The sequence below is a fragment of the Caballeronia sp. NK8 genome (assembly GCF_018408855.1).
Taxonomy (GTDB): Bacteria; Pseudomonadota; Gammaproteobacteria; order Burkholderiales; family Burkholderiaceae; genus Caballeronia.
This window is the reverse complement of the sequence record NZ_AP024323.1, coordinates 670,318-695,564: the sequence shown is the minus strand read 5'-3', so window position 1 is coordinate 695,564 and position 25,247 is coordinate 670,318. Positions and strand designations below refer to the sequence as shown.

Annotated in this window: 23 protein-coding genes; 9 read left to right on the top strand and 14 right to left on the bottom strand. The window is 65.2% G+C overall.

The features are described 5' to 3' along the window. Positions 1-52: 52 nt before the first annotated feature. Positions 53-577, bottom strand: a complete 525-nt coding sequence (locus tag NK8_RS17840) for an Rrf2 family transcriptional regulator (protein ID WP_213230307.1) — start codon at positions 575-577, stop codon at positions 53-55. Positions 578-973: 396 nt separating this feature from the next. Between NK8_RS17840 and NK8_RS17835 the strand changes: the two genes are divergently transcribed. Beyond that, on the top strand, positions 974-1,192 hold the full coding sequence (locus NK8_RS17835) for a hypothetical protein (RefSeq protein WP_162067422.1): 219 nt from the start codon (positions 974-976) through the stop codon (positions 1,190-1,192). Between the two features lie 79 nt (positions 1,193-1,271). On the opposite strand, the gene NK8_RS17830 is transcribed toward NK8_RS17835, so the two are convergent. The 5 genes from NK8_RS17830 to NK8_RS17810 form a co-directional block, all read right to left on the bottom strand. Next, positions 1,272-2,063, bottom strand: coding sequence for an anti-sigma factor (locus NK8_RS17830; RefSeq protein WP_225936326.1), 792 nt, complete (start codon positions 2,061-2,063; stop codon positions 1,272-1,274). Further along, entirely contained in the window at positions 2,060-2,584 is a 525-nt protein-coding gene (locus NK8_RS17825; protein ID WP_162068229.1) for an RNA polymerase sigma factor, read from the bottom strand. Before NK8_RS17825 ends, NK8_RS17830 begins: the two co-directional genes overlap by 4 nt. A gap of 46 nt (positions 2,585-2,630) precedes the next feature. Further along, a complete protein-coding gene (locus NK8_RS17820; protein ID WP_213230305.1) occupies positions 2,631-2,777 on the bottom strand; it encodes a hypothetical protein in 147 nt (48 codons plus the stop codon). Between the two features lie 96 nt (positions 2,778-2,873). Continuing rightward, the gene (locus NK8_RS17815; protein ID WP_162067419.1) at positions 2,874-3,254 is read right to left on the bottom strand and encodes a hypothetical protein; all 381 of its coding nucleotides are present in this window, start codon (positions 3,252-3,254) and stop codon (positions 2,874-2,876) included. A 166-nt stretch (positions 3,255-3,420) separates the two neighbouring features. Then, a complete protein-coding gene (locus tag NK8_RS17810; RefSeq protein ID WP_162068228.1) occupies positions 3,421-4,359 on the bottom strand; it encodes an AraC family transcriptional regulator in 939 nt (312 codons plus the stop codon). Between the two features lie 279 nt (positions 4,360-4,638). Here NK8_RS17810 and NK8_RS17805 point away from each other — a divergent pair, with 279 nt between their 5' ends. Both NK8_RS17805 and NK8_RS17800 read left to right on the top strand, forming a co-directional pair. Continuing rightward, complete coding sequence (locus NK8_RS17805) at positions 4,639-5,691, top strand: aldo/keto reductase (RefSeq protein ID WP_213230302.1); 1,053 nt, start codon at positions 4,639-4,641, stop codon at positions 5,689-5,691. Between the two features lie 186 nt (positions 5,692-5,877). Next, positions 5,878-7,059 carry a 4-hydroxybenzoate 3-monooxygenase gene (locus NK8_RS17800; RefSeq protein ID WP_213230300.1) on the top strand — a complete coding sequence of 394 codons (1,182 nt, stop codon included), beginning with the start codon at positions 5,878-5,880 and terminating at the stop codon, positions 7,057-7,059. 48 nt (positions 7,060-7,107) lie between these two features. Here NK8_RS17800 and NK8_RS17795 read toward each other — a convergent pair whose 3' ends face one another. Beyond that, positions 7,108-9,321, bottom strand: coding sequence for an amylo-alpha-1,6-glucosidase (locus tag NK8_RS17795; protein ID WP_225936351.1), 2,214 nt, complete (start codon positions 9,319-9,321; stop codon positions 7,108-7,110). 209 nt (positions 9,322-9,530) lie between these two features. Between NK8_RS17795 and NK8_RS17790 the strand changes: the two genes are divergently transcribed. Together NK8_RS17790 and NK8_RS17785 are read left to right on the top strand one after the other, a co-directional pair. Then, positions 9,531-10,325, top strand: a complete 795-nt coding sequence (locus tag NK8_RS17790) for a sulfite exporter TauE/SafE family protein (RefSeq protein ID WP_213230297.1) — start codon at positions 9,531-9,533, stop codon at positions 10,323-10,325. A gap of 255 nt (positions 10,326-10,580) precedes the next feature. Beyond that, positions 10,581-12,263, top strand: a complete 1,683-nt coding sequence (locus tag NK8_RS17785; RefSeq protein ID WP_213230296.1) for an acid phosphatase — start codon at positions 10,581-10,583, stop codon at positions 12,261-12,263. Between the two features lie 3 nt (positions 12,264-12,266). Here NK8_RS17785 and NK8_RS17780 read toward each other — a convergent pair whose 3' ends face one another. Continuing rightward, positions 12,267-12,659 carry a RidA family protein gene (locus NK8_RS17780; RefSeq protein ID WP_213230295.1) on the bottom strand — a complete coding sequence of 131 codons (393 nt, stop codon included), beginning with the start codon at positions 12,657-12,659 and terminating at the stop codon, positions 12,267-12,269. A gap of 141 nt (positions 12,660-12,800) precedes the next feature. On the opposite strand from NK8_RS17780, the gene NK8_RS17775 reads away from it, so the two are divergent. Beyond that, positions 12,801-13,697 (top strand): NAD-dependent epimerase/dehydratase family protein, encoded by an 897-nt coding sequence (locus tag NK8_RS17775; protein ID WP_213230294.1) that lies wholly within the window; start codon positions 12,801-12,803, stop codon positions 13,695-13,697. Positions 13,698-13,753: 56 nt separating this feature from the next. Here the strand turns inward: NK8_RS17775 and NK8_RS17770 are convergent, their stop codons facing one another. The 3 genes from NK8_RS17770 to NK8_RS17760 all read right to left on the bottom strand — a co-directional run bounded on the left by NK8_RS17770 (position 13,754) and on the right by NK8_RS17760 (position 19,071). Next, the gene (locus tag NK8_RS17770; RefSeq protein WP_213230293.1) at positions 13,754-14,863 is read right to left on the bottom strand and encodes a malate/lactate/ureidoglycolate dehydrogenase; all 1,110 of its coding nucleotides are present in this window, start codon (positions 14,861-14,863) and stop codon (positions 13,754-13,756) included. Positions 14,864-15,035: 172 nt separating this feature from the next. Beyond that, positions 15,036-16,505: a M20 family metallopeptidase gene (locus tag NK8_RS17765; RefSeq protein ID WP_213230292.1), complete on the bottom strand. Its 1,470-nt coding sequence runs from the start codon at positions 16,503-16,505 to the stop codon at positions 15,036-15,038. A 97-nt stretch (positions 16,506-16,602) separates the two neighbouring features. Next, positions 16,603-19,071, bottom strand: coding sequence for a penicillin acylase family protein (locus NK8_RS17760; RefSeq protein ID WP_213230291.1), 2,469 nt, complete (start codon positions 19,069-19,071; stop codon positions 16,603-16,605). A gap of 158 nt (positions 19,072-19,229) precedes the next feature. Here NK8_RS17760 and NK8_RS17755 point away from each other — a divergent pair, with 158 nt between their 5' ends. Further along, a complete protein-coding gene (locus NK8_RS17755) occupies positions 19,230-19,415 on the top strand; it encodes an oxidoreductase-like domain-containing protein (RefSeq protein ID WP_213230290.1) in 186 nt (61 codons plus the stop codon). A gap of 82 nt (positions 19,416-19,497) precedes the next feature. Further along, positions 19,498-20,007, top strand: a complete 510-nt coding sequence (locus NK8_RS17750; protein ID WP_213230289.1) for a DUF1993 family protein — start codon at positions 19,498-19,500, stop codon at positions 20,005-20,007. Between the two features lie 75 nt (positions 20,008-20,082). On the opposite strand, the gene NK8_RS17745 is transcribed toward NK8_RS17750, so the two are convergent. Beyond that, positions 20,083-21,375, bottom strand: a complete 1,293-nt coding sequence (locus NK8_RS17745; RefSeq protein ID WP_213230288.1) for a virulence factor family protein — start codon at positions 21,373-21,375, stop codon at positions 20,083-20,085. Then, a complete protein-coding gene (gene mprF / locus NK8_RS17740) occupies positions 21,372-23,966 on the bottom strand; it encodes a bifunctional lysylphosphatidylglycerol flippase/synthetase MprF (protein ID WP_213230287.1) in 2,595 nt (864 codons plus the stop codon). The genes NK8_RS17745 and mprF overlap by 4 nt, the downstream gene beginning before the upstream one ends. A 393-nt stretch (positions 23,967-24,359) precedes the next feature. Between mprF and NK8_RS17735 the strand changes: the two genes are divergently transcribed. Next, a complete protein-coding gene (locus NK8_RS17735) occupies positions 24,360-24,716 on the top strand; it encodes a hypothetical protein (protein WP_162067405.1) in 357 nt (118 codons plus the stop codon). Here NK8_RS17735 and NK8_RS17730 read toward each other — a convergent pair. Further along, positions 24,713-25,225, bottom strand: coding sequence for a hypothetical protein (locus NK8_RS17730; protein WP_225936325.1), 513 nt, complete (start codon positions 25,223-25,225; stop codon positions 24,713-24,715). The genes NK8_RS17735 and NK8_RS17730 overlap by 4 nt on opposite strands. Between the last annotated feature and the right edge of the window lie 22 nt (positions 25,226-25,247).

The window sequence follows — 25,247 nt, the reverse complement described above, 5'->3', positions numbered from 1 at the left end:
GACGGTTGCCTCAACTTAGAAAATAGCATTCCTTAGCAAAAGCCCTTTCAAGTTAATTCTTTGAAGCACGCCGCTGACCGGTACGCTCATCGAGCCACTTGACGACCTGTGGTCCGAACGTACGCGGCGCCTTCGCATGCATGCGGCTCGCAAGATCAGACAGCCGATCCGCCGCCAACGCCTCGCGCATGCGCTTCTCCGCGTTCTTCATCACAGCGTGAACGGCGCACACACCGCTCGTCGCCCACGGCGGCGCGTCCTCGCCGAACACCGCGCAACGCGCGCGAATCTCGCGGCAATCGAACAGCGCCTTGTCGCCGTCGATCGCATCGACGACATCGAGCACGCTGATCTCCTGCGACGGACGCGCAAGCGCAAAACCCCCGCGCGCGCCTTCGGTCGCAACGACGAGCCCCGCCTTGTGCAGCTTCGTGAAGAGCTTGGCGACATACTCCGCCGGCACGCCCTGCAATTCCGCGAGATCGCGCACGCTCGCCTCGCGCACGCCGTGCGGCGGCTCCGCGAGATAGAGCATGCAGTGCAACGCGTACTCCACGCCCGTGCTGATATGGGACATATTCACTCCGACAAGATGAATCGTAGTTTAGGATAACGCGTCGCGCGCCCGCGTGCAACGGCCGCCGTGCTTTTACATACGCCCATCGTAAATATTTCAGGTTACACGTTTGCTTACAAACGATCACGGCTTGTCATTTTGCGGTCCGCTACATTGGTCTCCATGGATTCACACGGAGAAACCCATGAAGAAACTAGCGATCCTTGCAGCGTTGGGCGTGGTGCTGAGCAGCGCGCTATCGGGCTGCATCGTCGTGCCGGGCGATGGCGGGTATCACCATCACCGGGATTACTACCGCTACTGAAGCCTTGCCGAAGCCACACTGAAACACCACGAAACTGCACCCTCGTGAATCGCGGTTTCGATCGAAAAGCAAACGACCAAGGAGCAAACCTCATGAACAAGACGAAGAAGAGCCTGCTGATCGCTTCCCTTGCCGCCGCACTGGGCATGGGCCTCGCAAACGTCGCTTCGGCGGAAGTGCATCACGCCCCGCCCCATCACGTGACCGTGGGCTGGCATGGCGAACGTTACTGGGATGGCCATCGTTACTGGCAACGTCAGGAATGGGAGCGTCATCATCATCCGGCGCCGCCTGCGCATCGCTACTATTGAACGGAATAGCGCATGAGAAAAGCCGCAGCGAAATGAACCGCTGCGGCTTTTGTATGTTCGCGCGAAACGTAACGCGGAATCACCAGCTCTTCGGATCGCCGCCAAGCTCCTTGCAGGTGTCATAGGCGATCGCCTGCAGCTTCGCTTCGCCGATCTGCCCCGAAAGCGCATAGCCGACCCGATCCCACGCCCAATAGAACGTCGTGCGCTGGCCGTCCTTGAGCGTTCGAATCTTGCTGTCGTTGCGTCTGATCGTGGCCGTCGTCATGTAAAGCGTGAGCCGTTCGCCGGCCGCGTTCTGATACATGAACTGCGCGGCGGGTCCCTCTTCATCCGGCAACAGACGCCCGCCGACGAGCTGAAAGCCGTACTCCGCCAGCGACGGAATCGTCACCGCGCGGTTCAGCCGCTTCGACAGCCAGGTCACGAGATGGTCCTGCTGCGACGCCGCCACTTCCACCGCGTGCCGCTGCTCCGGCGCGTACACCGCATAGGCGATATCCGCGCGCTCGGCGAAGCGCGGCTTGTCGCCGAGCGCCGGCACGAGCATGTGCAGCAGGAATCCGCACGCAACACCCACGACCATAAAACACGCCGCGATCAGATAACGCTCGCGGTTGCTCGGCCGCAGGCGTACGACCTGCGGTTCGCTCTGATCGGCGAACATCGCGCGCAGCGCATTGTCCTGCGCGCGATACGCGGCGACGGTCGCCTCGCTGGCCGGATCGCTGGCGATGCGCTCGGCCACGGCGTCGCGCTCGTCGCCATGCAGTTCGTCGTCGATGAAAGCGGACAGCGCCTGCAGATCGCGATCGGGTTTGGGCGGACCCATACGGTCGCCGCCTTCGGATGGACGGTCTTGATTGGTCATGAGCGGCTCACCACTTTCAGCGACGACGGCGACGACTTGCGGCCCGATTCCTCACCGAGCAGAACGCGCATATGCTCCCGCGCCCTGGACAGGCGCGACATCACGGTTCCGGTCGGCACGTTCAACACCACGGATGCCTCCTGATAACTCATTTCCTCGACGCACACGAGCAGCATCACCTCACGCTGCTCGACCGGCAGACAGTAAAGCGCGCGCTGCACGTCGCGCAGCACGAGGCCGTCGACTTCCCCGCGCGGCGCGGCCATCTGACGCCAGGGCGCGGTTTCGTCGTCTACGGCGATATCGCGGCGCCCGCGCAACTGGTCGATATACAGGTTGCGCATGATCGTAAACAGCCACGCTCTCAGGTTCGTGCCCGCCTGGAACGACTTCGCGCGGTTGAGCGCGCGCTCGGTCGCATCCTGCACGAGATCGTCGGCCCACGCGCGATCGCCCGTCAGCGCGCGCGCATAGCGGCGCAACTGCGGCAGATGCGCGAGCAGATCGCTCTCGAAGCTCAAAGCCGTGCCCTCGCTTGCCCGTACGAAGCGTCGGTGACGCGCGCCATCAGTAGCTGCCTCCGCCGGCCGGCCCGCGCGGCGCACCCGATGAATTCGGTGCACTTTGCGTGCCACTCGCGCAACCGGTCGTGCCGATGGCCAGCCCGAACGCCAGCGCGATCAGGAGCATCGTCACTCCGATCGATCGTTTCATGATCGTTACCTGTTTCATTGATTGACCGGCGCGCGCGCCGTTTTATTCCGCGCGCGCGCCGAACCGCGAGTTTTCCGTTCCCTTGCGCGTGAACGCTCAGGGCTTCACGACGTGCCAGACGTCGCGGAAATTGTCCCCGTTCTTGTCGCCGGCCTTGGTGTCCTTGGCGAAGCGATAAACGCGCTTGCCGTCGTAGGCCCATTGCTTGCCGCCATCGGCCGCTTCCATGGTCCATTTGCCGGACGGCTTGTCGGAGTCGCTCGCCATCGCGGCGGGCCAGGCCTGCGCGCAGCCGCCGGTGCAGGCGCTCGCACCGCCCTTCGTATCTTTGTCGAAGGTATAGAGCGTCATGCCGTTTTCATCGACGAACATGCCGTTCGCTTCTTTCGGCGCCGCAGCATAGGCGGACGAAGCGAGCGACGCGAAAGCGGTTGCGAGCGTTGCGGCAGCGGCGAACATCTGGATGCGCTTCTTCATTTCATCTTTCCTTTTTTGTAGAAGTATCCGTAGAACGTTCGGTAGCGCTGCACTATTCCGCGGACGATGAAATAAATCGATGCGGCAGCGCCGTCGCATCGCCAGTCGGCAATCCATTCAAGACCATTCGCGCGCTCGTGAATAGTGGTTCATCGAAATTTCTTCGTCAGACGCCGGCTGCGGCTGCGGTCGCATCGCGCCAGCGACGCGTGTCGCGCAGCGGCGGCGCGCCGAACAGGCGGCTGTACTCGCGACTGAATTGCGACGCGCTCTCATAACCCACGCGATGCGCGGCCGTGGCGGCATCGACGATATCGAGCATCATCAGGCGGCGCGCCTCCTGAAGCCGCAACTGCTTCTGATACTGCAGCGGACTCATCGCCGTGACGGCCTTGAAATGATGATGCAGCGACGACACGCTCATGTGCACGTCGCGCGCGATATCCTCCACGCGCAACGGCTGGTCGAAATGCTGACGCAGCAACTGGATCGCTTTCGCGATGCGCTGCGTCTGGCTGTCCTGCAACGCGATCTGCCGCAGCCGCGCGCCCGAGCCGTTCATCAGCAGGCGATAGAGAATCTCGCGCTTCACGAGCGGCGCGAGGATCGGCACGTCCTCGGGCGCGTCGACGAGGCGCAGGAGGCGCAGCACGGCATCGAGCATCGAGTTGCCGAGGCGGTTCACGTACAGGCCGCGCGAGGCGTCGGCCTGGGTCGCGGGCGGCAGGTGTTCGTCCTGGATCAGCGAGGTGATTTCCTCGACGTCGAGCTCGAGCCGCATGCCGAGATACGGCTCCGACTCGCTCGCCACCGACACCTGCCCGCAAACGGGCAGATCGACCGACGACACCAGATAGTGCATCGGATCGTAGATATAGACCTCGTCGCCGACCATCAGGCGTTTGCTGCCCTGCGCGATCAGCGCAAGCGCGGGCGTCTGGATGCCGTGCTTCGGCCCGCCCGGATTCATGATGCGATGCAGGGCCAGTCCCGGCACCGGCGTTTCGACCGAGCCCTCGCAGCCGGCGGTGAAACGATCGAGCAGCGCGACGAGATCGAGACGCGCCTGATCGAGCGCGAGATCAGGCGTGGCGTCGTGGCGCATTTCCTTCGGCGAGTCGTGACTCTCTTTTGCGGCGAGACCGGGCGTGTCGTTCAAAGCCATGATTTCCGGACCATTTTCAAGATGAGATGGATTCGACAAGCTTACTCGCGCGGGCGCGAGATTGCTCGCGGCCGCCCCCAGCGTTTGCAGGAACAGGCAAGGATTGAACAGGATCAGGCTATGAGCCGGCCGCGCGCCGGGACGATACTGCATTGCCGGCGCTGATCAGCTCGTGCAGTTCGGGCGATGCCGCGCCTTTCCAGTCAATCGGGAGCAACCATGCGCTACAGGAAATTCGGCAATACCGGCCTTTTCGTCTCTGAACTGTGCCTGGGCACGATGACGTTCGGCGGCGGCACGGGCGGAATCTGGGACAACATCGGCCAGTTGCAGCAGGCCGATGCGGACAAGCTGATCGGCCGCTCGCTCGACGCGGGCATCAATTTCATCGACACCGCCGATGTCTACGCCGACGGTCAATCGGAAGTCATCACCGGGCAGGCGCTGAAGAATCTGAAGGTGCCGCGCGAGAACGTGGTCGTCGCGACGAAGATTCTCGGCGAAACCGGCACCAAGAGCGCGAATTCGCGCGGCGCGTCGCGCTATCACATCATCGACGGCGTGAAGGCGAGCCTCAAGCGCCTGCAACTCGATCACGTCGACCTGTACCAGATTCACGGCTTCGATCCGGCGACGCCGATCGAGGAAACGCTGCGCGCGCTCGACAATCTCGTGCAGCACGGGCATGTGCGCTATATCGGCGTGTCGAACTGGGCGGCGTGGCAGATCATGAAGGCGCTCGGCATTTCCGAGCGGCTCGGGCTCGCGCGCTTCGAGTCGCTGCAGGCGTACTACACGATCGCGGGCCGCGATCTGGAGCGCGAAATCGTGCCGCTGCTGCAAAGCGAGAGCGTGGGCCTGATGGTGTGGAGCCCGCTCGCGGGCGGCTTGCTGTCGGGCAAATTCACGCGCGATGGCGCAAAAGAGGAAGGCAGCCGTCGCACCAAGTTCGATTTTCCGCCCGTCAACGTCGAGCGCGCGTACGACTGCGTCGACGTGATGCGGCGCATGGCCGAGACCAAGGGCGTATCGGTGGCGCAGATCGCGCTTGCGTGGCTGCTGCATCAGAAAGTCGTGTCGAGCGTGATCATCGGGGCAAAGCGGATCGAGCAACTCGACGACAACATCGCCGCGACGAAAGTACGCCTGAACGAAGACGAACTCGCCGCGCTCGATGAAGTGAGCCAGTTGCCCGCGGAATATCCCGGCTGGATGCTCACGCGCCAGGGGGAATACCGGCGCAATCAGTTGAAGGAAGAAGCAGCGGAATAAGGCCATGCGGCGCGGGCGAAGCGCCCGCGCCGTCTAGGGATTTACCCGTAAATCAGGCATTTTCAGGCCATTTTCGGCCCTTTATCTCAAAAACAGATAGACCTTATCCTTCGTATCGCGTTGCGGCATAAGGCCGCTCTGCCGACACTGTACGCACAACATCACCACTGGCTCACGGAGACAAACATGCGTACTCAGGTCGGCATCATCGGCGCGGGCCCCGCCGGGCTTCTTCTCTCTCATCTGCTTCATCTGCGCGGCATCGAATCCGTCGTGCTCGAAGCCCGCAGCCAGAACGACATCGAATCGACGATTCGCGCAGGCGTGCTCGAACAAGGCACGATGGACACGCTCAATCAGGCCGGAATCGGCGCGCGCATGCAGGCCGAAGGCGCGCTGCATCACGGCTTCGAGCTCGCGTTCGAAGGCCAGCGCCGGCGCATCGCGCTGACCGAACTGACCGGGCATTCGATCACGGTGTACGCGCAGCATGAAGTCATCAAGGATCTGGTCGCGGCGCGGCTCGCGGCGAACGGCGCGTTGAAGTTCAACGTGTCGAACGTGTCGCTGCATGACTTCCAGGAAGGCAGCGATCGCAAACCGCGCATCAAGTATCAGCACGAAGGCAGCGACGAAGAGCTGGAATGCGACTTCATCATCGGCTGCGACGGCTCGCAGGGCGTTGCGCGCCAGTCGATTCCCGAGGCGGTCAGGCAGGACTATCAGCGCATCTATCCGTTCGGCTGGTTCGGCATTCTGGTCGAAGCGCCGCCCTCCTCCGACGAACTCATCTACGCGCGTCACGACCGCGGCTTCGCGCTCATCAGCACGCGCTCGCCGGGCGTGCAGCGCATGTACTTCCAGTGCGACCCGAAAGATACGGTCGATGCCTGGTCCGACGACCGCATCTGGGCCGAATTGCACGCACGCGTCGATACCGCCGACGGCTGGCAGATCACCGAAGGCAAGATCTTCCAGAAGAACATCGTCGGCATGCGCAGCTTCGTGTCCACGCCGATGCAGTCGGGCAAGCTCTTCCTCGCGGGCGACGCTGCGCACATCGTGCCGCCGACCGGCGCGAAGGGCCTCAACCTCGCTGTGTCGGATGTGCGTGTGCTGAATGCCGCGCTCGTCGACTTCTACAAGGAAGGCGGCACGGAGCAACTCGCGCGCTATACCGCGACGGCGCTCAAGCGCGTCTGGCGCGCCGAGCATTTCTCGTGGTGGATGACGCGCATGCTGCACAAGCTCGACGACACGTCGCCCTTCGAGCAGCGTCTGCAAGTGGCGGAACTGGAGCACGTGACGACCTCGCGCGCGGCCGCTACCGCGCTCGCCGAGAACTACGTCGGCAGCGTGGCGGTTTAAGCGCGTGGCGCACGCACAGCGCCTCTGTGGCGCTGTGCGCCTGCCGCATCAAAGCACGGCGACCACCCGTACGTCCCCTTCCACCGACGGAACCACCTGCCCGCCGACGCGCCGGAAAGTGATCGTCGCGGTCTTGTCACCGAGGCGCAGATCGCCGATTTCCAGCCAGTCGATGCCCTCCGGCAGCTCCGGCCGGTCGATGCGGACTTCATCGTTGACGGCATCGACGGTCACGCCGAGACACGCTTCCAGCACCATGAACGGTGCGCCCGCCGCCCACGCCTGCGGCAGACACGCAACCGGATAGGCGATCGGCCGCTCGCCGCGCTGGCGCGTGAATCCGCAGAACAGTTCCGGCAGGCGCATATCGAAGGTGACCGCCGCTTCGAACAACGACTGCAACAGGCCGACGGCCGCGCCGCGATCGCCGTAGCGCGCGAGTCCGCGCGCGCACAGCGCCGTGTCGTGCGGCCATACCGAGCCGTTGTGATACGACATCGGATTGAAGCGCGGCTGTCCTGCCGCCAGCGTGCGCACGCCCCAGCCCGTGTGAAAGAGCGTCGATTCGAGCTGACGCGCGACGGCTTCGCCGCGCTTGCGCTCGACGAGATCGAACGCGAGCAGATGCCCCGCATTCGACGACAGCACGCGGCACAGATCGCCCTTGCCGTCGAGCGCGATGCCGTAGAACTCCGCCTCCGGCATCCAGTACATCGCTTCGACGCGTTCGCGAATGTGACGCGCGCGCCGTTCGTACTCGTGCGCGTGCTCGTCTTCGCCGCGCTCGCGGGCGAGACGCGCCATCGTCGAAAACGCGGTCGACGCGTACGCCTGCACTTCGACGAGCGCGATCGGGCCGATCGGGAAGCGCCCGTCCGCGTGGAACACGGAGTCCTGGCTGTCCTTCCAGCCCTGATTCGCGAGACCGTGCTCGGAGGCGCGCTGGTAGTCGAGCAGACCGTGCGGATTCTTGTCGCAATGACGCGCGACCCACTGTGCCGCGAGTTGCAGCGCGGGCCAGATTTCATCGAGCAGCGCGTGATCGCCGGTGCGCTCGGCGTAGGCGCCCGCCAGCACGATGAAGAGCGGCGTGCTGTCCACCCCGCCGTAATACAGCGCGAACGGCACCTCGCCGGTCGCGGCCATCTCGCTCTTGCGCGTCTCGTGCATGATCTTGCCGATTTCGGCATCGCGGAACGCCGAGTCCTCGCGCGCCTGATGTGCGGCTAGAAAGCGCAGCACGCCGCGCGCAAGCGTTGGATGCAGCCAGAGCATTTGCAGCGATGTGATGATCGCGTCGCGCCCGAACGCCGTCGAGAACCACGGGATGCCCGCATACGGATACGGGCCGGTTTCGAGATCGGTCGTGAGCAAACCGAGATCGGCAAGCGAACGGTCGATCCATTCGCTGAAGAGCGGATTGCTCGACCGCACGCGCGCGCTCGCCTTACGTCTGTCGCGCATGCGCCGATGCGCCTCGACGAGCGCCTCGCGAATTGCCGGACGACCCGATTCGGGCGCGCACTCGGCCGCTTCGGCCGCATTGCGCTTGCTTTCCTCGCTGGCGTCGCTCAGGGCATGCGTGACCGCCGTCACCGACAGATACACGGAAATCGCGGTTTCCGACTGAATATGCAGCGCGTAGTCGGCGCGCGTGGGCGAGAGGACATCCGGCGCCGGCGTGAACTGGATGCGCGCCGTGCGCTCCACTTCGTCCAGACCGACGTAGCGCAGCACGACTTCCCCGTTTTCGACCATAGGCGGCCGCAAGGTGCCACGTTTGCCGCGTTTGGCGCCGCGCACCTCGAACATATCGAGAAAATCCGCAGCGAAGGAAATGGAGAGCGGGACGGTGGACGGTTCGGTGCCGTAGTTCGTGAGCACGATGCTCTCGTGCAGCACATGCCCCGACAGCACGCGCTTGCGTTCGACGTGAATCACGCCCTCAGGCGTGCGCGCCCCGCCGATGGGCGGCAGGGGCCGGTTCGTCAGGTGCGCGGTGAACACGGCGTTGTCGCTCGATACGCTGCCGGAAAGCAGCGACGGCGCGCGCCCGCCGAAGGTCAGGACGAGCTCCGAGAGCACGCGCGTATCGTTGACGAAGAGACCGTCGTCGCCGCCGCGAATGTCGCCGTTGGCATCGTAGACGGCGAAGGTGTTGCCGGACTTCAGCACGAATTGGCGTTCGCTCGGCATGTTGGAGCGCTCGGTCGGAATGAACGCCTCGTCCACGCTCGCGGGCGACGGCTGCGCCTGCTGCATCTGTTGTTGCTGTTGTTGCTGCGTCTGTCCTTGCGTCTTTTCCTGTGTGTCCATCTCACCTTCCTGAAAGTAATCTGAAGGGTATTCGTGAATCACCCGTCACGCGTTCGAGGTGCCGACAGCGTTGCTCTGATGCAGCAACCGAGCGGCTTACCCGCTATCATCGACGGTTTTTCGACCCAACCACGCCTGACGGGTTCTCCGCGCGCATGTCATTTCCGCATATCGACTTACTTTATTCTGCCTCAGGGCTCGCGGTGGGCTTCCTGGTCGGCCTGACGGGCGTGGGCGGCGGTTCGCTGATGACGCCCTTGCTGGTGCTGTTGTTCGGCATCCATCCCGCGACCGCCGTGGGCACCGACCTGTTATACGCCGCCGCGACCAAGACTGCCGGCACGCTCGTGCACGGCATCAAGGGCTCGGTCGACTGGCGCATCACCGGCCGCCTCGCGGCGGGCAGCGTGCCAGCGGCGGCCGTCACGCTGTATTTCCTGCATACGCACGGCATCTCGGCGCCCGGCACCGCGCGGCTGATCCAGGTGATTCTCGGCACCGCGCTTCTCATTACTGCCGTTTCCCTGATCTTCCGGCCGCAACTCGCGCGTTTCGCTTACAAAAAGGGCCACGGCCGGCCTGAACACCCCGTACGCACGGCGGCCTGGACTGTACTCACCGGCGCGGTTCTCGGCGTGCTCGTTTCGATCACCTCCGTGGGCGCGGGCGCGATCGGCGTGACCGTGTTGCTCCTGCTCTATCCGCGCCTTGCGACCGTGCGCATCGTGGGCTCGGACGTGGCTCACGCGGTGCCGCTCACGCTGATTGCCGGCGCGGGCCACTGGATGCTCGGCTCGGTCGACTGGTCGCTGCTCGCCTCGCTCCTCGTGGGCTCGATTCCGGGCATTGCCGTGGGCAGCATGCTGTCCTCGAAGGCGCCCGAAGCACTGCTGCGCCAGGTGCTCGCCGCCACGCTGGTTCTCGTCGGAGCAAAGCTGTTGTTCAGTTGATGTTAGTCACGCGGCATCGCGGATTCCAGTCGGCCGAAAGATATAAGCCGAATTACGCAACGTTCGGTTTTTTTGCCTATGCCGTTTGGCCGGGTTTCCCGCGGCCCGACGATGCGGCATCATTGCCGCTCAGTTGATCCGCCAGTCGCAGGGCGGTCAAGTCGGGGCGCCGCATGAGGGGCGTGTGATCTTTCGGCGTCGATAAAGCGGGCGCGCGCCATCGGGTGCGTGCCGCACGTCACGAGGAGTCAGGCGATGAACGAGAACGACCATCCGCAGCACGAACTTCCCTCCAGCAACGACACACCAGCGGACCCCTCGCGGCGGCGGCTGCTTGCGGCTGGCGTGGGTCTCGCGGGCCTGTCGCTCGGCGGGTGCAATCTGTTCGAACAAAAGCCGTCCACGCCGAAGACCGCAGCCGATCTCGAACTCGACCGCACGCTGGCGGCGAAGGTGCAGCAGATCGTCGTGATCTATGCGGAGAACCGCAGCTTCACCAATCTTTACGGCAACTACCCGGGCGTGCAGTATCCGCTCACGGCGGTGCCGGCGTCGCACTATACGCAGCTCGACCGCGACGGCGTGACGCCCATGCCGACGCTGCCGAAAATCTGGGGCGGGCTGGTGCCGCAGGCGCAGGAAGTCGGCGGCAAGCGCTTTGCCATCAGCGAGCAGCAGATCGTCGATCTGCGCAACGCGCCGTTCCAGATCATGGACGCGCAAGGTGCGCCGCTGCCCAATTCCGTCATCACGCGTGATCTCGTGCATCGTTTCTATCAGAACCAGATGCAGATCAACGCCGGGCGCAACAATCAGTTCGCGGCGTGGGGCGACTCCGGCGGCCTCGTGATGGGTCACTACCAGAACTCGCCCGAAACGCTGAAGCTCTGGGGACTCGCGCAGCAATACACGCTCTGCGACAACTTCTTCATGTCGGCGTTCGGCGGCTCGTGGATGAACCATATCTTCCTGATCTCCGCGCAGGCGCCCTTCTATCCCGACGCGAAGAACGGTCCCGCGGCCAAACTGCTCGCGGTCGTCGAAGGCGACGATCCCACCGGCTCGCGACTGAAGCTCGCGCCCGATTCACCCAAATCGGCGCTCGAAGGGCCCCCGAAGTTCGTCCGCGACGGCGCGCTCACCGCCGACGGCTACGCGGTCAATACCATGTTCCCGCCGTATCAGCCGAGCAATGTGCCGCCGCCGAAAGACGGCGATCCGCGTTACGCGGACCGTGCCAATGCGCTCGTGCTGCCACCGCAGAGCTACGCGACCATCGGCGACCGGCTGTCGGACAAGAACATCGACTGGGCCTGGTATAGCGGCGCGTGGCAATACGCGCTGGAGCATCGCGATACCGGCGCGGTGCCGGATTTTCAGTACCACCATCAGCCGTTCAACTACTTCGCGAACTATGCGCCGGGCACGGCGGCGCGCGCCCGGCACCTGCGGGACGCGGGTCTGGGCGACGATCCATCGACGAACAAGCTGCTCGCGGACATCGACGCGGGCCGTCTGCCGGCCGTCACGTTCTACAAGCCGCAGGGCAATCTCAACATGCACGCGGGTTACGCCGATGTTGCCTCGGGCGACCGGCATATCACGAACGTGATCGAGCACATCCGGCGCGGGCCGCAGTGGCAGAACACGGTCGTGATCGTGACCGTCGACGAAAACGGCGGCTGGTGGGACCACGTCGCTCCGCCGAAGGGCGACCGCTGGGGGCCGGGCTCGCGCATTCCCGCGCTCGTGATCTCGCCGTTCGCAAAAAAGGGCTATGTCGATCACACCGTGTACGACACCAACTCGATCCTGCGCTTCATCTCGCGCGTGCACGATCTCGCGCCGCTCGACGGCGTGGCGAACCGGGATCGCGCGTTCGCCGCGAACGGCCAGCCGCCGCTCGGCGATCTGACGAAATCGCTGGATCTGGCGTAGCGGCTACGCGTGCTCGACCCACGCGCGCGCGGCAATTTCGAGCAGATAGCCGTAGTGCAACGCGCCGACGGGTACGACGGCGCGCGCCGGCTTCCTGTCGCCGAAGTGGCGCGCGTAGATCTCGTTGAACGTCTTCCAGTGCTCCACGCCAACGAGATACACCGTCACTTCGATGCAATCCGTCAGGCGCGCGCCCGCCGCTTCGAGCACGGTGCGCAGATTGGCGAGCGTCTGTTCGGCCTGCGCTTCGAACGGCAGGTCGCCGGTATGCGTGCCGTCGGGGCGGATCGGCAACTGGCCGGACACGCAGACGAGATTGCCCGCGCGCGTCGCGTGACTGTAGTGGCCGGCGGGAATCGGCAGGCCGGGTGCATTGATGGTTTCGATCGGTGGCATCGTCGGTTCGGGTTGAGTGCAGCTCAGTTGCGGATTGTTGATTCTGAGTCAAGTTTCATTTGAGACTATCACCGTTTTTGCGAAAGTCGAAGCGGCTCATACTGTGCCCATCGTAGTTTGAACATTCAATGGAGCACAAACATGAACATCTTCATTACGGGCGCGGGCGGTTTCATCGGCGGATCGATTGCGGCGGGACTCGCGCGCGACGGACATCGCGTGCGCGGGCTCATCCGGCGCGCGGAGCAGGCCGACGATCTGAAGCGCCTGAACATCGAACCGGTGATCGGTAGTCTGGACGACACGGCGCTGCTCGTTGCCGAAGCCCGTGCCGCCGACGCGGTCATCAACGCGGCGAGCAGCGATCATCGCGGCGCGGTCGAGGCGCTGATCGGCGCGCTGGAAGGGTCGAACAAGCCGTTTCTGCATACGAGCGGTTCGAGCATCGTCGGCGACGCGTCGGGCGGCGAGGCGTCGGACAACATCTACACCGAGGACGACCTGCCCGAGCCGACGCCCGACAAGGCGCCGCGCGTGGCGATCGACAATCTCGTGCTCGCAGCGGCGCAGCGCGGCGTGCGCTCGGCCGTGCTCTGCAACACGCTGATCTACGGCCACGGCGCGGTGCCGGACGCGACGAGCGTGCAGTTGCCGCGTCTGGAACGGCAGGCGAAGAAGAGCGGCATCGTGCGCCACGTGGGACGCGGACTGAATATCTGGTCGAACGTGCATATCGACGATGTCGTCGCGATCTATCGACTCGCGCTGGAGAAATCTCCGGCGGGGACGTTCTATTTCGTCGAAAGCGGCGAGGCGCAATTTCGCGACATGACCGCCGCGATGGCGAAGGCGCTGAACCTGCGCGGGCCTGAGGACTGGCCGCTCGACGACGCGATCGAGGAATGGGGCTATGAAATGGCCTCGTACGGGCTCGGCTCGAACAGCCGCGTGCGCAGCAAGCGCACGCGCGAGATGCTCGGCTGGCAGCCGAAGCGCACGTCCGTCGTCGAGTGGATCGAGAAGGATATGGTCGGCTGATCGCGATCGGCGCGGCAAACTGGCTTGACCAATTTGCCGCGCACGCCGTCGGCGAATTACTTCAGCGCGGTTGCGAACTGTTCGATTTGCGCTTGCGGCATGCCCGACGTCGCAGCCGAATCGCGAATCTGCTTCCAGGTCGTCGGATCGATGGCGATACCGTTCGCCGTGCGGTCCGCGCGACGCGCCTCTTCCGGCTCGCCCGGCGCGTAGATCGCATCGACGCCTTCCGCGCGCGGCGACGCCTTCATCCATTCGAGGAATGCTTCGGCTTCCGCTTGCGCGGCGGGTGCGTCGAACGCGTTCGGATCGAGAATCACCGAGGTCATGCAGTTGATGATCGCGCTCGACTGCTCGAGCGTGCTGTCGTGCGTCGTGTAGCCGCCCGACAGCGCCCCGCCGAAAATCTCGCACAGCGCGGCGAGCCCCGAACCCTTGTGCAGCCCGAACGCGGTGAGCGCGCCGAACGGCTCTTCGTGCATCACCTTCGGCTCGACGGTCGGCTTGCCTTCGTGATCGAGCAGCATGCCCGGCGCGACTTTCACGCCCTTGTTGTAGGCGACGCGCGTCTTGCCGTACGCGATGCCGGCCGTCGCGAAATCGAGCACGAGCGGGCTCTTGCCGTCGCGCGGATACGCGGCGCAGAACGGATTCGTGCCGAAACGCCGGTCGATGCCGCCGAACGGCGCGACGAGCGGATCGCCCGCCACGTTGACGAAGTGGAACGACACGAGCCCCGCTTTCGCGCACTGCTCCGCCCAATGGCCGATGCGCCCGATGTGATGTGCGTTGCGCAACCCGACCGCGCACACGCCAAGCTTCTTCGCGCGCTCGATGCCATGTTCCATCGCCTCGAAGGCAACGACCTGCCCGAAGCCCTTGCGGCCATCGACGGTCAGCACCGCGCCTGCGTCGCGCACGATCTCGGCGTGCGTATTGAGCTTCAACTGGCCCTCGCCGAACGAGGCGACATAGCGCGGGATCATGCCGACGCCATGTGAATCGTGGCCCGACAGATTCGCCATCACGAGGTGATCCGCGACCAGTTCTGCCTCACGCGGCGCGCTGCCGGCGGATTCGAAGATCGCGCGGACATAGGCGTGCAGCGTGTCGGCGGCGATGCGCTGTTCGGTGGCGGAAGTCGTGGACGTGGGGGATGCATTCATTGCGACACTCGTCTCCTTGGTTGATCGCTCGCGCGCCCGTCTTTGGTTGAAGCGCGCGCGGGCTTATCACTTTACAGACGATCAACTGGCCTTACCAGTTTGTTTTACAGAATCGCTGAAAAAAAAGCCCGGACACGCCGGGCTTTCCATGCAGTCGATCGAGATGAAACCCTCAAGGCGCCGCCGCGATCACCTCCGCGACCGAGGCCGTGAGCTTCTTCGCGTACGGAATGTGCAGAAACTCGTTCGGGCCATGCGCGTTCGACTTCGGGCCGAGCACACCGCACACCATGAACTGCGAGCGCGGGAAACCTTCCTTGAGGGTGTTCATCAGCGGAATCGTGCCGCCCTGCCCGATATACGCGACATTCGCGCCGAAGTGCCGCTTCGACGCCTCATTGAGCGACGTCGCGAGCCAGGGCGCGAGATCGGGCGCGTTCCAGCCGGTCGCCGCGCCCGCTTCGGGCTTGAATGTCACCTTGGCGTTGTACGGCGGGTCCATTTCGAGCAGGCGTTGCAGTTGCACGACCGCCTTGGCCGCGTCGACGAGCGGAGGCAGGCGCAGCGACAGCTTGAACGCGGTGCGCGGCGCGAGCACGTTGCCCGCGTCCGCGAGCGGCGGCAGACCTGACGCGCCCGTGACCGTCAACGAAGGACGCCAGGTCGAATTGAGCAACGCTTCGCGCGGATCGGTGGTGGTCGGCAGAACGCTGCTGCCATCCGCACCGCAGGCCCACGGGAGCTTCTTCCAGACATCGTCGCCGAGGATGCGCGCGGTCACCTCGGTTTCGCGGCGGCGCAGCATCGGGATCGGACAGTGAAAGCTTTCGGGCAGCAGATTGCCCGTGCCCGCATCTTCGAGACGCTCGAACAATTGCCGCATGATGCGGAACGTCGATGGCGCGATGCCGCCGTAGCCGCCCGAGTGAATGCCTTCGTCCAGCACCTGCACTTCCAGGTCGCCGGCCACGAGACCGCGCAGCGAGGTCGTGAGCCAGAGCTGATCGTAGTTGCCCGCGCCGGAGTCGAGGCAGATCACGAGGCCGACGTCGCCGAGGCGGTCACGCAAGGCGTCGATGTAAGGCAACAGATCGTAGCTGCCGGATTCCTCGCAGGTCTCGATGATGCCCACGCAGCGCGGCCGCTCGACGCCCTGCGCGTCCAGCGCCGCGAGCGCGGTGATGCTGGCGTAGGTGGCGTAGCCGTCATCGGCGCCGCCGCGGCCGTAGAGCTTGCCGTCTTCGAGCTTCGGCGTCCACGGGCCGAGGTCGCTGCGCCATCCTTCGAATTCCGGCTGCTTGTCCAGATGGCCGTAAAGCACGACCGTTTCCGTGCTGCCGGAGCGCGTCGCAGGCGCTTCGAAAAAGATGACGGGCGTGCGCTCGGGCAAGCGCACGATCTCGACCTTGAGTCCCTTGACCGGCTGCGTCCTGACCCAGTCGACCGCGTCCGTGACCACGCGTTCGATGAAGCCGTGGCGCGCCCAGTCGCTATCGAACATCGGGCTTTTCGCGGGCACTGCGATGTAATCGGTCAGTGCGGGCACGATCTCGTCGTTCCATTTGCGATCCACGAAATCCTGCAGCGCGGCTGGGTCGAGCCGGACTGCTTCGTCGTGTTGCGTGCTGTCGCCGATAGTCATGACCGTGTTTCCATTCGAGGCAAACTTCAATGATAGACGGGATTTGCGCTCGACTCGACCGGTGGCGGGCCGCGCCCGTGCCTTTTGGGTGATTTTTTCAGCGTCCCGGCGCGCCCGTTCCTTCGTCGCGCGCGCCCGAAACGACCACGCGCGTCACCGCCGGATCGGCAACGATCGCCTGTTCGGTGAACGGAAAGCGCGACCAGCGTTTCGCCGCGAACGCGCGCGTCGCGTCGCCGGAGTGCGGCGAAGCCGGGTCGTCGGATTCGGCGTGCGAAAGCATCGTGTCGGCTTCCACGCCGTTCTCGCCGAAGGTGACGACCTGCACGTAGCTGTCGCCCTGGCCGCTGATGTCCATCGGATAGCCCTTCGGATCGAGCGGACGCCGCGCGCAGACGATCGTGAAGTAGCCGACTTCGTCGCAGCCGCCGTAGAGCGGCACGCGCGCGCCGTTGCGTTCGGTGTAGAGAATGTCGCCGCGTCGCGAATCGAGCGCGAAGCCGTTCAGTTTCAACGCGAGCGCCGCGCCGCCGAGCGCCTGGCGCAGATCCTGGAGCACGGCGGGATTGTCGACGTTGAAGCCGCCCGGCGTCGCGAGCGGCTTGTTCGGATCGAAACCCGCTTCGTACAGGCGTTCCGGCGCGATGCGCGTCGCGCGCGACCAGAACTCATCCCACAGATTCGCGCCGCGCGCGTCGATGTCCGCCGTGCCGTTCCAGTTGCGCAGGACCTCGCAGGCTTCGTGCAGCGGACCGACCGCTTCATTGACCGTGCAGACCGCGTCCAGCAGCGGCTTGCGAAAAAGGCGCTCGGACATCGAATGGGTCTCCAGCACGGCCGATTCGAGCGCCTCGCGCGTGATGCCGCCACGTTCGCGTTGCAGACGCGCGGCGAGCAGATGGCCGTAACGCGTGCGCAGCGACTGCTCGACGCGCGTCGCGCCCGCGATGCGCGGATAGCCCGACAGCGGCGCGTTCGCGTTGGTGAGCCAGTAGCTGTCGTTGAAATTGCCGACGTAATCGCCGCGCACGGTGCTCGGCAACTGCTCGACGGACAGCGCGCCGGGCTGCACGCTAGTCGAATCGACGCGCCACGCGCACGCGCTCTTCGATCCGTCGAGGAACGGCACGCCCGGCACGCGCCCAGCGAACGCGCGCCCGGCGGGCGTCGTGCACGATTCCGCGAGCGCGTCGGGCACGTTCGGGATCGGGCCGATGTCGGCGAACCAGACACGCTCGTCGCCGCGCCCGATCGCGAAGGTGTTCGCCCACGGCATCGCGGCGTAGCGCTTCTGGATCGCCATGAAGTCGTTGAGCGAGCGCGCCTGATTCCACGCGAAAAAGTTCTGGAACGCGCGTGCGTTGTCGATGTTGACGTCGGCGAGCGCGTAGGCGCGCTGCGTGCCCCAGCCGAGGCCCTGCGCCATCGGCGAGAGATCGACCACCGGCCCGAAACGCGTGCGGTAAAGCGTGCGCGACACGGATTCGTATGCGCCATCGGCGCGGCGCGAGCGCACCGTGAGCGCGACGGGCGTCATCGCCTCGCTGCGGCCATCGACGAGATAGCGCGTCGGATCGGCGGGATCGAGCGTCAACTGGAAGATGCCGAAACGGCGCGCGCTCGACACCGTGTGCGTCCACGCGATGTTTTCGTTGAAGCCGAGCACGATCAGCGGCACGCCGAGAAACGACACGCCCGCGACGTTCACCTGACCCGGAATCGTCAGTTGCGCCTGATAGAAACGGTCGGGCCCGCGCCAGAACCAGTGCGGGTTGCCGAACAGGATGCTGCGTTTGTCGCGCGTGACCGGCGCGCCGAAGGCCAGCGCGTTGCTGCCGATGCCCGGATGCTCGCCGATGGAAAAACGTAATGATTCAAGCGCGCCTGGCGATCCTGCCGACGCCGCGGGCGACGCGCTGTCGCCGCGTTTCGGCGGATGCGCGATTGCGATCGGCGTCAGAAAGCGGACCGAGCCGACCGCGAGATTCGCCGCGATGAGACGTAGATAAATATCGTCGGCGCCGATCTTGCCCACCCACGGCTTGCCCCGGCACGCCGCGTGCGCGTTCGGAAAGGCGCCCGCGTTCAGATCGGTGAGATAGCGGTTGTAGCCGTTCGCGAAACCGTCGATCAGATTGCGAAGCTCGGCCGGTTGTGCGGTGCGGTAACGGTCCACCGCCGCTTGTTCGCCCATGAGCCGAAAGAAGAAATCGGCGTCGATATTGCGTGGCTGGCCGAAGGTCGCGCTCGCCGGCGGCCGCGCCTCCGGACCGAAATAGGCCGAGCGCTCGCCGCGGTACGTGACGAAGGCATCGGCGAGCGTGCACAGGTTGTCCTGCGCCTGCGCATAACCGAAGCCGAAGCCGAGGCTGCCCCAGTCGGCCGCGCGGATATGCGGAATGCCGTCCCGCGTGCGGCGAATCTCGGCGCTCCAGGCGGTTTGCGCGCCCGCACTGGACTGAAAATCCTGGCCGGGTCCGCCCGACGTGTTCGGCTGCATGGCGCAGCCGCCCAGCAACGCGCCCGCGAGCGCGGCGGAGATCGCAAGGCTGACGATCTGGTTCATCGCGTGAGTCCCTCGGTCCGATCGACGTGATGGCGGGCGGATGATTGCTCCGCGCAGTATCGCATTGCGCGCGGCGCGATCCGCCGCCAAAGTTTAGCCACTCGCACGCGCGCCGCGAAGCCCACGCACGATGAACCGATTACGCCCTGCTCATCGCGATGACCGACTGCCACGACCCCGCCGACGATCCGCTCCCGACGCCGCCCGAGCGTCCGTTGCCGGAGGATTGCTGCCAGAGCGGCTGCAATCCGTGCGTCTTCGATCTCTATGAGGAAGCGCTCGAACGGTATGAGGCGGCGTTGCGCGCGTGGGAAGCGCGGCGTGCGGGGCCGTCCGGACCGTGAGATTCAAGCAGGCTCACGCGGCGGGCGCTATGCTTGTGGCCCCTGTCGTCATCGAAAACAGAACCTCAAGGAGCACCAGCCCATGTCTCTCACGATGTATCGCGCATCGATTCCGGTTTTCATTCGCGGGCTCGAAGTCTGCGCGGACCTGCTCAAGAAAGGCGCCGCCTTCGCCGATAAAAAAGGCCTCGCCCACGACGATGTGCTCAACGCGCGCCTCGCGCCCGACATGTTGCCGCTCGTCGCGCAAATCCAGCGCGCGAGCGACACGGCGAAGCTGTCGGCAGCGCGTCTCGCGGACATCGAGGCGCCGCGCTTCGAGGACAACGAGGACAGTTTTGCGTCGCTGCACGCGCGCATCGAGAAGACGATCGCGTTTCTGAAGAGCATCGACAAGGCATCGCTCGCTGGCAGCGAAACGCGCACGGTCACGCTGAAGTTTCCGGATTTTTCGCCGTCGTTCTCGGGCGACGATTATCTGTTCGGCTTCGGGTTGCCGAACTTCTACTTCCACGTCGCCACGACTCACGACATCCTGCGCCATCTCGGCGCGCCGATCGGGAAACGGGATTATCTCGGACCGCTCAAATGAGTTCGGGGATTTCGATCAGATGAAAAAAGCGAGGCGCGAATCACGGGCTGATCCGCGCCTCGCCATATCAGCGGATCAACCCTGCCGCGCCGCGATCTGCTTGCGCCAGCCCGCGAGAATGCGCCGCGCGAGCGCATCGTAGTCGCCGCCGAAGTGATGATCGCCAGGCAGCTTCACCACTTCGATGCCCGTCTTCACAAGCTGCGGACACAACGTGTCCTCTTCCTTCTCGCCGTAGATGCATTGCACCATCGACGGCGGCAGCTTGTTCAGCTCGGGCCGCACGTTGAGCGCTTTCTCGCTCGCCGGCATGCCGAGCCAGCCCGTGACGCGGATCTGAAAATCCGCCGCCGGCGAAAAACCCATCAGCGAGATATACGAGACCTGCTCGCGCACCGCGTCCGGGAGACGGTTGTACGCGAACGGCATCACGTCCGCGCCGAACGAATAGCCGAGCAGCGCAACATGCTTCGTATGCCAGCGCGCGTTGTATGCGCGGATCACGCGCGCAAGATCGCTGGCCGTCTGCTGCGGCGTCTTTTCACTCCAGAAGTAGCGCAGCGAATCGATGCCGATCACCGACACGCCATCGCGTTGCAGCGCGAGCGCCATCGTTTTGTCGAGATCGCGCCAGCCGCCGTCGCCGGAGATGACGATCGCGAGCAGATCGGTCGGTTGCGCCGCGCGCAGTTCGATCAGCGGGAGGTCGGAGACATCGCTGTCGGCAACCAGCTCGGCCTTTTTCAGATGCGGCGCCGTCATCGCGACGAGGGCGTCGGTCTTCGAGCGCGTCGGCTGCAGCGCGCCGCGCTCCAGGAAGCCCGGCAAGCCCTTCGCGTGGATGATGGTCGGGTCCGGCGGGCACGGATTGAAACGCGCGTCGAGCTGCGCGTCCGCCGCGAGCGACACCGCGCCCGCGACGGTGTTGTCGGGCGCCTGACCGAGCGAGCGCTCCGCGAGGATCGCGCCCTGCCCGGTGCCGACAAGAATCGGCGAGAAATAATGGTTCGACTGAACGGTGCGTTCGAGCTGATGGCTCATGTTCTCCGCATCGCCGACGAGGTTGTGACAGGACGTCTCGGTCTTGTCGGCGGCCACACGCGCGGCGTAGCGCGGTGTGTCGACGCCGATGACCATCGCACCTTTGGCGGCGAGCGCGTCGGCGGCTTGCTGGTCGGACGGGGTCCAGCCGCTTTTCTCAGAGAACAGCACGACGAAGCCGGTCATCTCGCCGGTTGGCTTCGTGAGCGTGACCTGGCCGTAACGGCCGCCGGAAATCGACTCCGCCGCGTGCGCAAAACCGGACAGAGCCACACCACAGACAACGGCCGCTACGAGCGCCGTCGCTTTCTTGCAAAGGAATTTCATGAACGCCAACCGCCCGCGAGGAGCGAAAGATCCGCCAAAGTGAAAAATACGCCGACCGAGCCGGACGCCGCCAGATAGCGCGGCTCCCAGCGCGGCTGGAACTTGCTCTTGAATCCGCGCAGCCCGCGGAAGTTGTAGAACCGCCCGCCGAAGCGCCACACGAGCCCCGCAAGCCGATGCCAGTGCGAGGCGAGCGGCGTCGGCTCCATGCCCGACAGCGGCGCAATGCCGAGCGACAACGACTTGAATCCCGCTTCCTTCAGATGCAGCGCGAGCTTGGTGAAGAGGTATTCCATCGCGTACGGCGACGCCGCGGCGACGTGGCGCATCACGCCGACGGTCGCTTCGGTGTTCATGTCGGTCGTCATGAAGGTGACGAACGCGACCGGCGCGCCCTGCTGGCGCACGAGCAGCACCGACTGCGCCGAGAGATAGTCCTCATTGAACGCGGCCACCGAGAAGCTCTTTTCGCGCGCGGAGCGGCTTTCGAGCCAGTCGTCGGAGATCGCGCGCAGCATCGGCAGGCTGGCGGCGATCTGTTGCGGCGCGATCACTTCCGTGTCGAAGCCATCGCGTTCGCCGCGCTTGAGCGCGTAGCGCAAATGCGAACGGTGCGAACCCTTCAGATCGAATTCCGACAGCGCGACGTGCGCTTCCTCGCCGAGTTTCATCAGCGTGAGGCCAGCGTCGAGATAGAGCGGCAGCGCATCGGCGCGGACCTGATAGAACGCCGCGCGGCCATTGTGGGCGTGCGCCAGCTCGACGAACTTGCGGATCAGTTCCGCCCATTCGCGTCGCGGACCGACCGGATCGTGCAGCGCCGCCCACGTGCGGCCGTGCTTCGCGTACATCAGAAAGGCTTCGCGCGACTCGGAGAAGATGAAGCTCTTGTCGCCCATCATCGCGAGGCCGGCGTCGCTGCGTTCCTGCGCGCGGAAAATGCGCGCGGCATCGGCGAGATCCTGCGGTACCGGTTTCACGAAACGGCCAGCGGCCGGGCGCAACAGTTGCCACACCCCGAACGCCGACGCGAACACCGCCGCCGCGAGCGTCGCGCGCAGCGCACGCGGGGCGCGCTCGTCGAAGGCGAATTGCCACCAGAGATCGCGGCTGTACGGCACATCGCGGAAGGCGAAGAACATGATCCACACGGCGAGCGCCATCACGACACCGATGGAAATCAGCCATGTCGCGGTGAAGCGCTCGGCGAAGAGCGACGAACGGCGGTTGAAGCGCTCCCGCGTCGCGACGAGCAGCACGACGAGGAAAGCCAGCACGCCCACTTCGACGAACGCGAGACCCTTCGCCAGCGACAGCGCGAGGTTCGTCACGGCAAGGATGAGCGCGAGCCACCAGGCCGCGTCCAGCCTGCGCATCAGGCCGCGCGCGACGAAAAGCAGCAGCACGCCGAGCACGGAACCAAGTAGTTGAGAGCTTTCCAGCACCCACAGCGGGAGGATCGTCTGCAACAGCGCGATACGCATCTTGAACGCGGGCGTCGCGCCCGAGATCACGAGCATCGAGCCGGCCGCGAACGTGACGATCGACAGGAACACCGGCGCGAGCTGCGAGACGTTGCGCGGGCTGAGGAAACCGAAGCGGCCCTTGAGCGCGCGGCCTTCGAACGCCGCCATCACGCCCGCCGAGAGGATCAGCGGCAGGCCGAAGTAGATCGCGCGATACGCGAGCAGCGCGGCCAGCACGTCCGGCGTGTGGGCGCTCCCGCCGAGCGCGAACACCATCGCCGCCTCGAACACGCCGACGCCGCCGGGCGTATGGCCGATCATGCCGAGCAGCATGGCCGCGGAGAACACCGTCATGAAGTCGCCGAAACCCACTTGCGCGTTCGGCAGAAGCGCCCAGAGCGCGAGACCGGCGCCGAGGACGTCGACGACCGCGAGCGCGGCCTGCGCGACGAAGTCGCGGCGCGCCGGCACGGTGAACGCGAGCCACTTCCAGCGCGAGCGCAACGTGCGAGGCTCGCGGCCGCACACGATGACCATCGCCGCGAACACGGCGAGAAGCAGCGCGCCGGTCACGCGCAGCGCGGACGGCGAAAGATGCATCATGCCGGAGAGCGTGCCCGCGCCGAACAGCATGCCGGCGGCGGCCATGAACGCGAGGGAGAGCGCGAGCGTGACGCTCGTGAAAATCGTCAGCCGGCCGACCTGCGCCGGCGTCACTTCGGCCGCGCCGTACACGCGGCAGCGCACGGCGCCGCCCGTCAGCGCGCCGAAGCCTGTCACGTTGCCGAGCGCCGAACCAACCGTCGCGCCGACCCACAGCAGAGAACGCGGCATCGTCACGCCGATATGACGCAGCCCGACCGCGTCGCGCCCGACCAGCGCCGCGAAGGAGAGCGCGGTCGCGAACAGCGCGGCGACCCAGGCCTGCGGCGTCATCACGCGCAGCGAGTGGATCACCGACTTGTAGTCGACCGAGCGGGAAAGGTGCTGGAAGACCACCAGCAGCAGCACGCAGATCACGATGGTGAGCGCGGGCGCGGCGAGCCGCTGAAGATCGAAGCCACCGGACGGGCGTCCGACGGGGGAAATGGCGCGAAGCCGGGCAAGCAACTTTGTGCGAGACATGCGTTCTATCAAACTGGCTCACGCTGCAAACCGGCCGCGAACGGTCGATGGCAACGCAACATCACGGTTATCGGGGACCCGCGCACCACACGCGGTCGGAGAGCGCCACTTCGGCTCCCGCCGCCCGCGCTCGCGCCATACAAACGGCTTCTAAGCGTGAAACGCCTATATAACGGCGCCGGTTGACCCGACTTGACTAATATTGGGAAAACTACGGATCGAAAGCTTGCAATCAGCTCTGGCGCGGCTTTCCGGGGCGCTCGTTCGGCACGAACGAACGGTCGCGTTCGCCTTACGGTTTGTCAGCGGAAGGGTTACGATCGACGATCTGTGGCGTCGACGAGGACACAGGGCGCAAGCTTAAGCGGATACTGCAAAAAAAGGATAGGAACCATGAGAAAAAACAACGCAATCTTGTTCGCTGCCATCGGCGCATGCCTTTTGAGCGCCTGCGCCGCGACGGACGACGCGCTGCTCAGGACCGTGCCCGTCGGGTCGGGCACGTCGCAGTTCAAGCCGTACGATTTCGTGCGGTGCGTGAAGGAAAAATGGACCCCGATCGCCGGCCGCGTGCGCGAATACTCGCCGAGCACCGATACGCAGGCCGTTTCCGTGCCGAGCGGCGGATATACGAGTCAATCGGTGGTTTTGGTGATCGCGCAGGCATCGGCGAGCGGGACGGGCTACACGATTTACGGCGATGTCGCGGTCGCGAACCGCTATGTCACCGCGACCCACGCCTGCGACTAGGAAGGCTTGCCGTTTTTCATGTCGGCGCCAGCCAGATGCGTCCCGATGACGCGCCCGATGAGATAGCCGTCCGACGAGCACGCATTCACGCGTTCCTTGCCGTCCCACTGGATCTTGTACTGATCGTCCTGGGAGTGGACCGTGGATGCATCGAACTTGCGCTTCGGCTTGCCGCCATTGCGCACTTCTTCGCCGACGAGACGATTCCAGGTCAGCGCGTAACCGTAGCGCACGCCATCGGCGAAGGCGTCGCTGTCGCAGACTTGCGACGGCGGCGTCGTCTTGACCATCAGATGGTAGCCATTCGCGGTGCCGACCATGATGCGCCGCTCACCTTGCTGCGCGGGCGGCACGGGCGGTTTGGGCGCGGCCTGCGCCACCTGCGGGGCTGACGCGGCCGACGCCCCGGCGGCGGCATCCGTGCCGTTCTGCTGCGGAAGCGGCGCGCACGCGCCGAGAAGCAGCGCCGCTGTCACCGTGAATGCCGTGCCGGCGCCTTGCATTTTCATGAACGTCATCCTGCGAATCACC

Bases quoted from the DNA above. Each gene is read 5' to 3' on its own strand.
- NK8_RS17745 (WP_213230288.1), bottom strand. From the start codon at position 21,375: ATGAAATTCCTTTGCAAGAAAGCGACGGCGCTCGTAGCGGCCGTTGTC.
- NK8_RS17790 (WP_213230297.1), top strand. From the start codon at position 9,531: ATGTCATTTCCGCATATCGACTTACTTTATTCTGCCTCAGGGCTCGCG.
- NK8_RS17840 (WP_213230307.1), bottom strand. From the start codon at position 577: ATGTCCCATATCAGCACGGGCGTGGAGTACGCGTTGCACTGCATGCTC.
- NK8_RS17750 (WP_213230289.1), top strand. From the start codon at position 19,498: ATGTCTCTCACGATGTATCGCGCATCGATTCCGGTTTTCATTCGCGGG.
- NK8_RS17785 (WP_213230296.1), top strand. From the start codon at position 10,581: ATGAACGAGAACGACCATCCGCAGCACGAACTTCCCTCCAGCAACGAC.
- NK8_RS17765 (WP_213230292.1), bottom strand. From the start codon at position 16,505: ATGACTATCGGCGACAGCACGCAACACGACGAAGCAGTCCGGCTCGAC.
- NK8_RS17805 (WP_213230302.1), top strand. From the start codon at position 4,639: ATGCGCTACAGGAAATTCGGCAATACCGGCCTTTTCGTCTCTGAACTG.
- NK8_RS17815 (WP_162067419.1), bottom strand. From the start codon at position 3,254: ATGAAGAAGCGCATCCAGATGTTCGCCGCTGCCGCAACGCTCGCAACC.
- NK8_RS17800 (WP_213230300.1), top strand. From the start codon at position 5,878: ATGCGTACTCAGGTCGGCATCATCGGCGCGGGCCCCGCCGGGCTTCTT.
- NK8_RS17780 (WP_213230295.1), bottom strand. From the start codon at position 12,659: ATGCCACCGATCGAAACCATCAATGCACCCGGCCTGCCGATTCCCGCC.
- NK8_RS17775 (WP_213230294.1), top strand. From the start codon at position 12,801: ATGAACATCTTCATTACGGGCGCGGGCGGTTTCATCGGCGGATCGATT.
- NK8_RS17730 (WP_225936325.1), bottom strand. From the start codon at position 25,225: ATGAAAATGCAAGGCGCCGGCACGGCATTCACGGTGACAGCGGCGCTG.
- NK8_RS17835 (WP_162067422.1), top strand. From the start codon at position 974: ATGAACAAGACGAAGAAGAGCCTGCTGATCGCTTCCCTTGCCGCCGCA.
- mprF (WP_213230287.1), bottom strand. From the start codon at position 23,966: ATGTCTCGCACAAAGTTGCTTGCCCGGCTTCGCGCCATTTCCCCCGTC.
- NK8_RS17760 (WP_213230291.1), bottom strand. From the start codon at position 19,071: ATGAACCAGATCGTCAGCCTTGCGATCTCCGCCGCGCTCGCGGGCGCG.
- NK8_RS17820 (WP_213230305.1), bottom strand. From the start codon at position 2,777: ATGAAACGATCGATCGGAGTGACGATGCTCCTGATCGCGCTGGCGTTC.
- NK8_RS17810 (WP_162068228.1), bottom strand. From the start codon at position 4,359: ATGCGCCACGACGCCACGCCTGATCTCGCGCTCGATCAGGCGCGTCTC.
- NK8_RS17795 (WP_225936351.1), bottom strand. From the start codon at position 9,321: ATGCAGCAGGCGCAGCCGTCGCCCGCGAGCGTGGACGAGGCGTTCATT.
- NK8_RS17735 (WP_162067405.1), top strand. From the start codon at position 24,360: ATGAGAAAAAACAACGCAATCTTGTTCGCTGCCATCGGCGCATGCCTT.
- NK8_RS17755 (WP_213230290.1), top strand. From the start codon at position 19,230: ATGACCGACTGCCACGACCCCGCCGACGATCCGCTCCCGACGCCGCCC.
- NK8_RS17770 (WP_213230293.1), bottom strand. From the start codon at position 14,863: ATGAATGCATCCCCCACGTCCACGACTTCCGCCACCGAACAGCGCATC.
- NK8_RS17830 (WP_225936326.1), bottom strand. From the start codon at position 2,063: ATGACCAATCAAGACCGTCCATCCGAAGGCGGCGACCGTATGGGTCCG.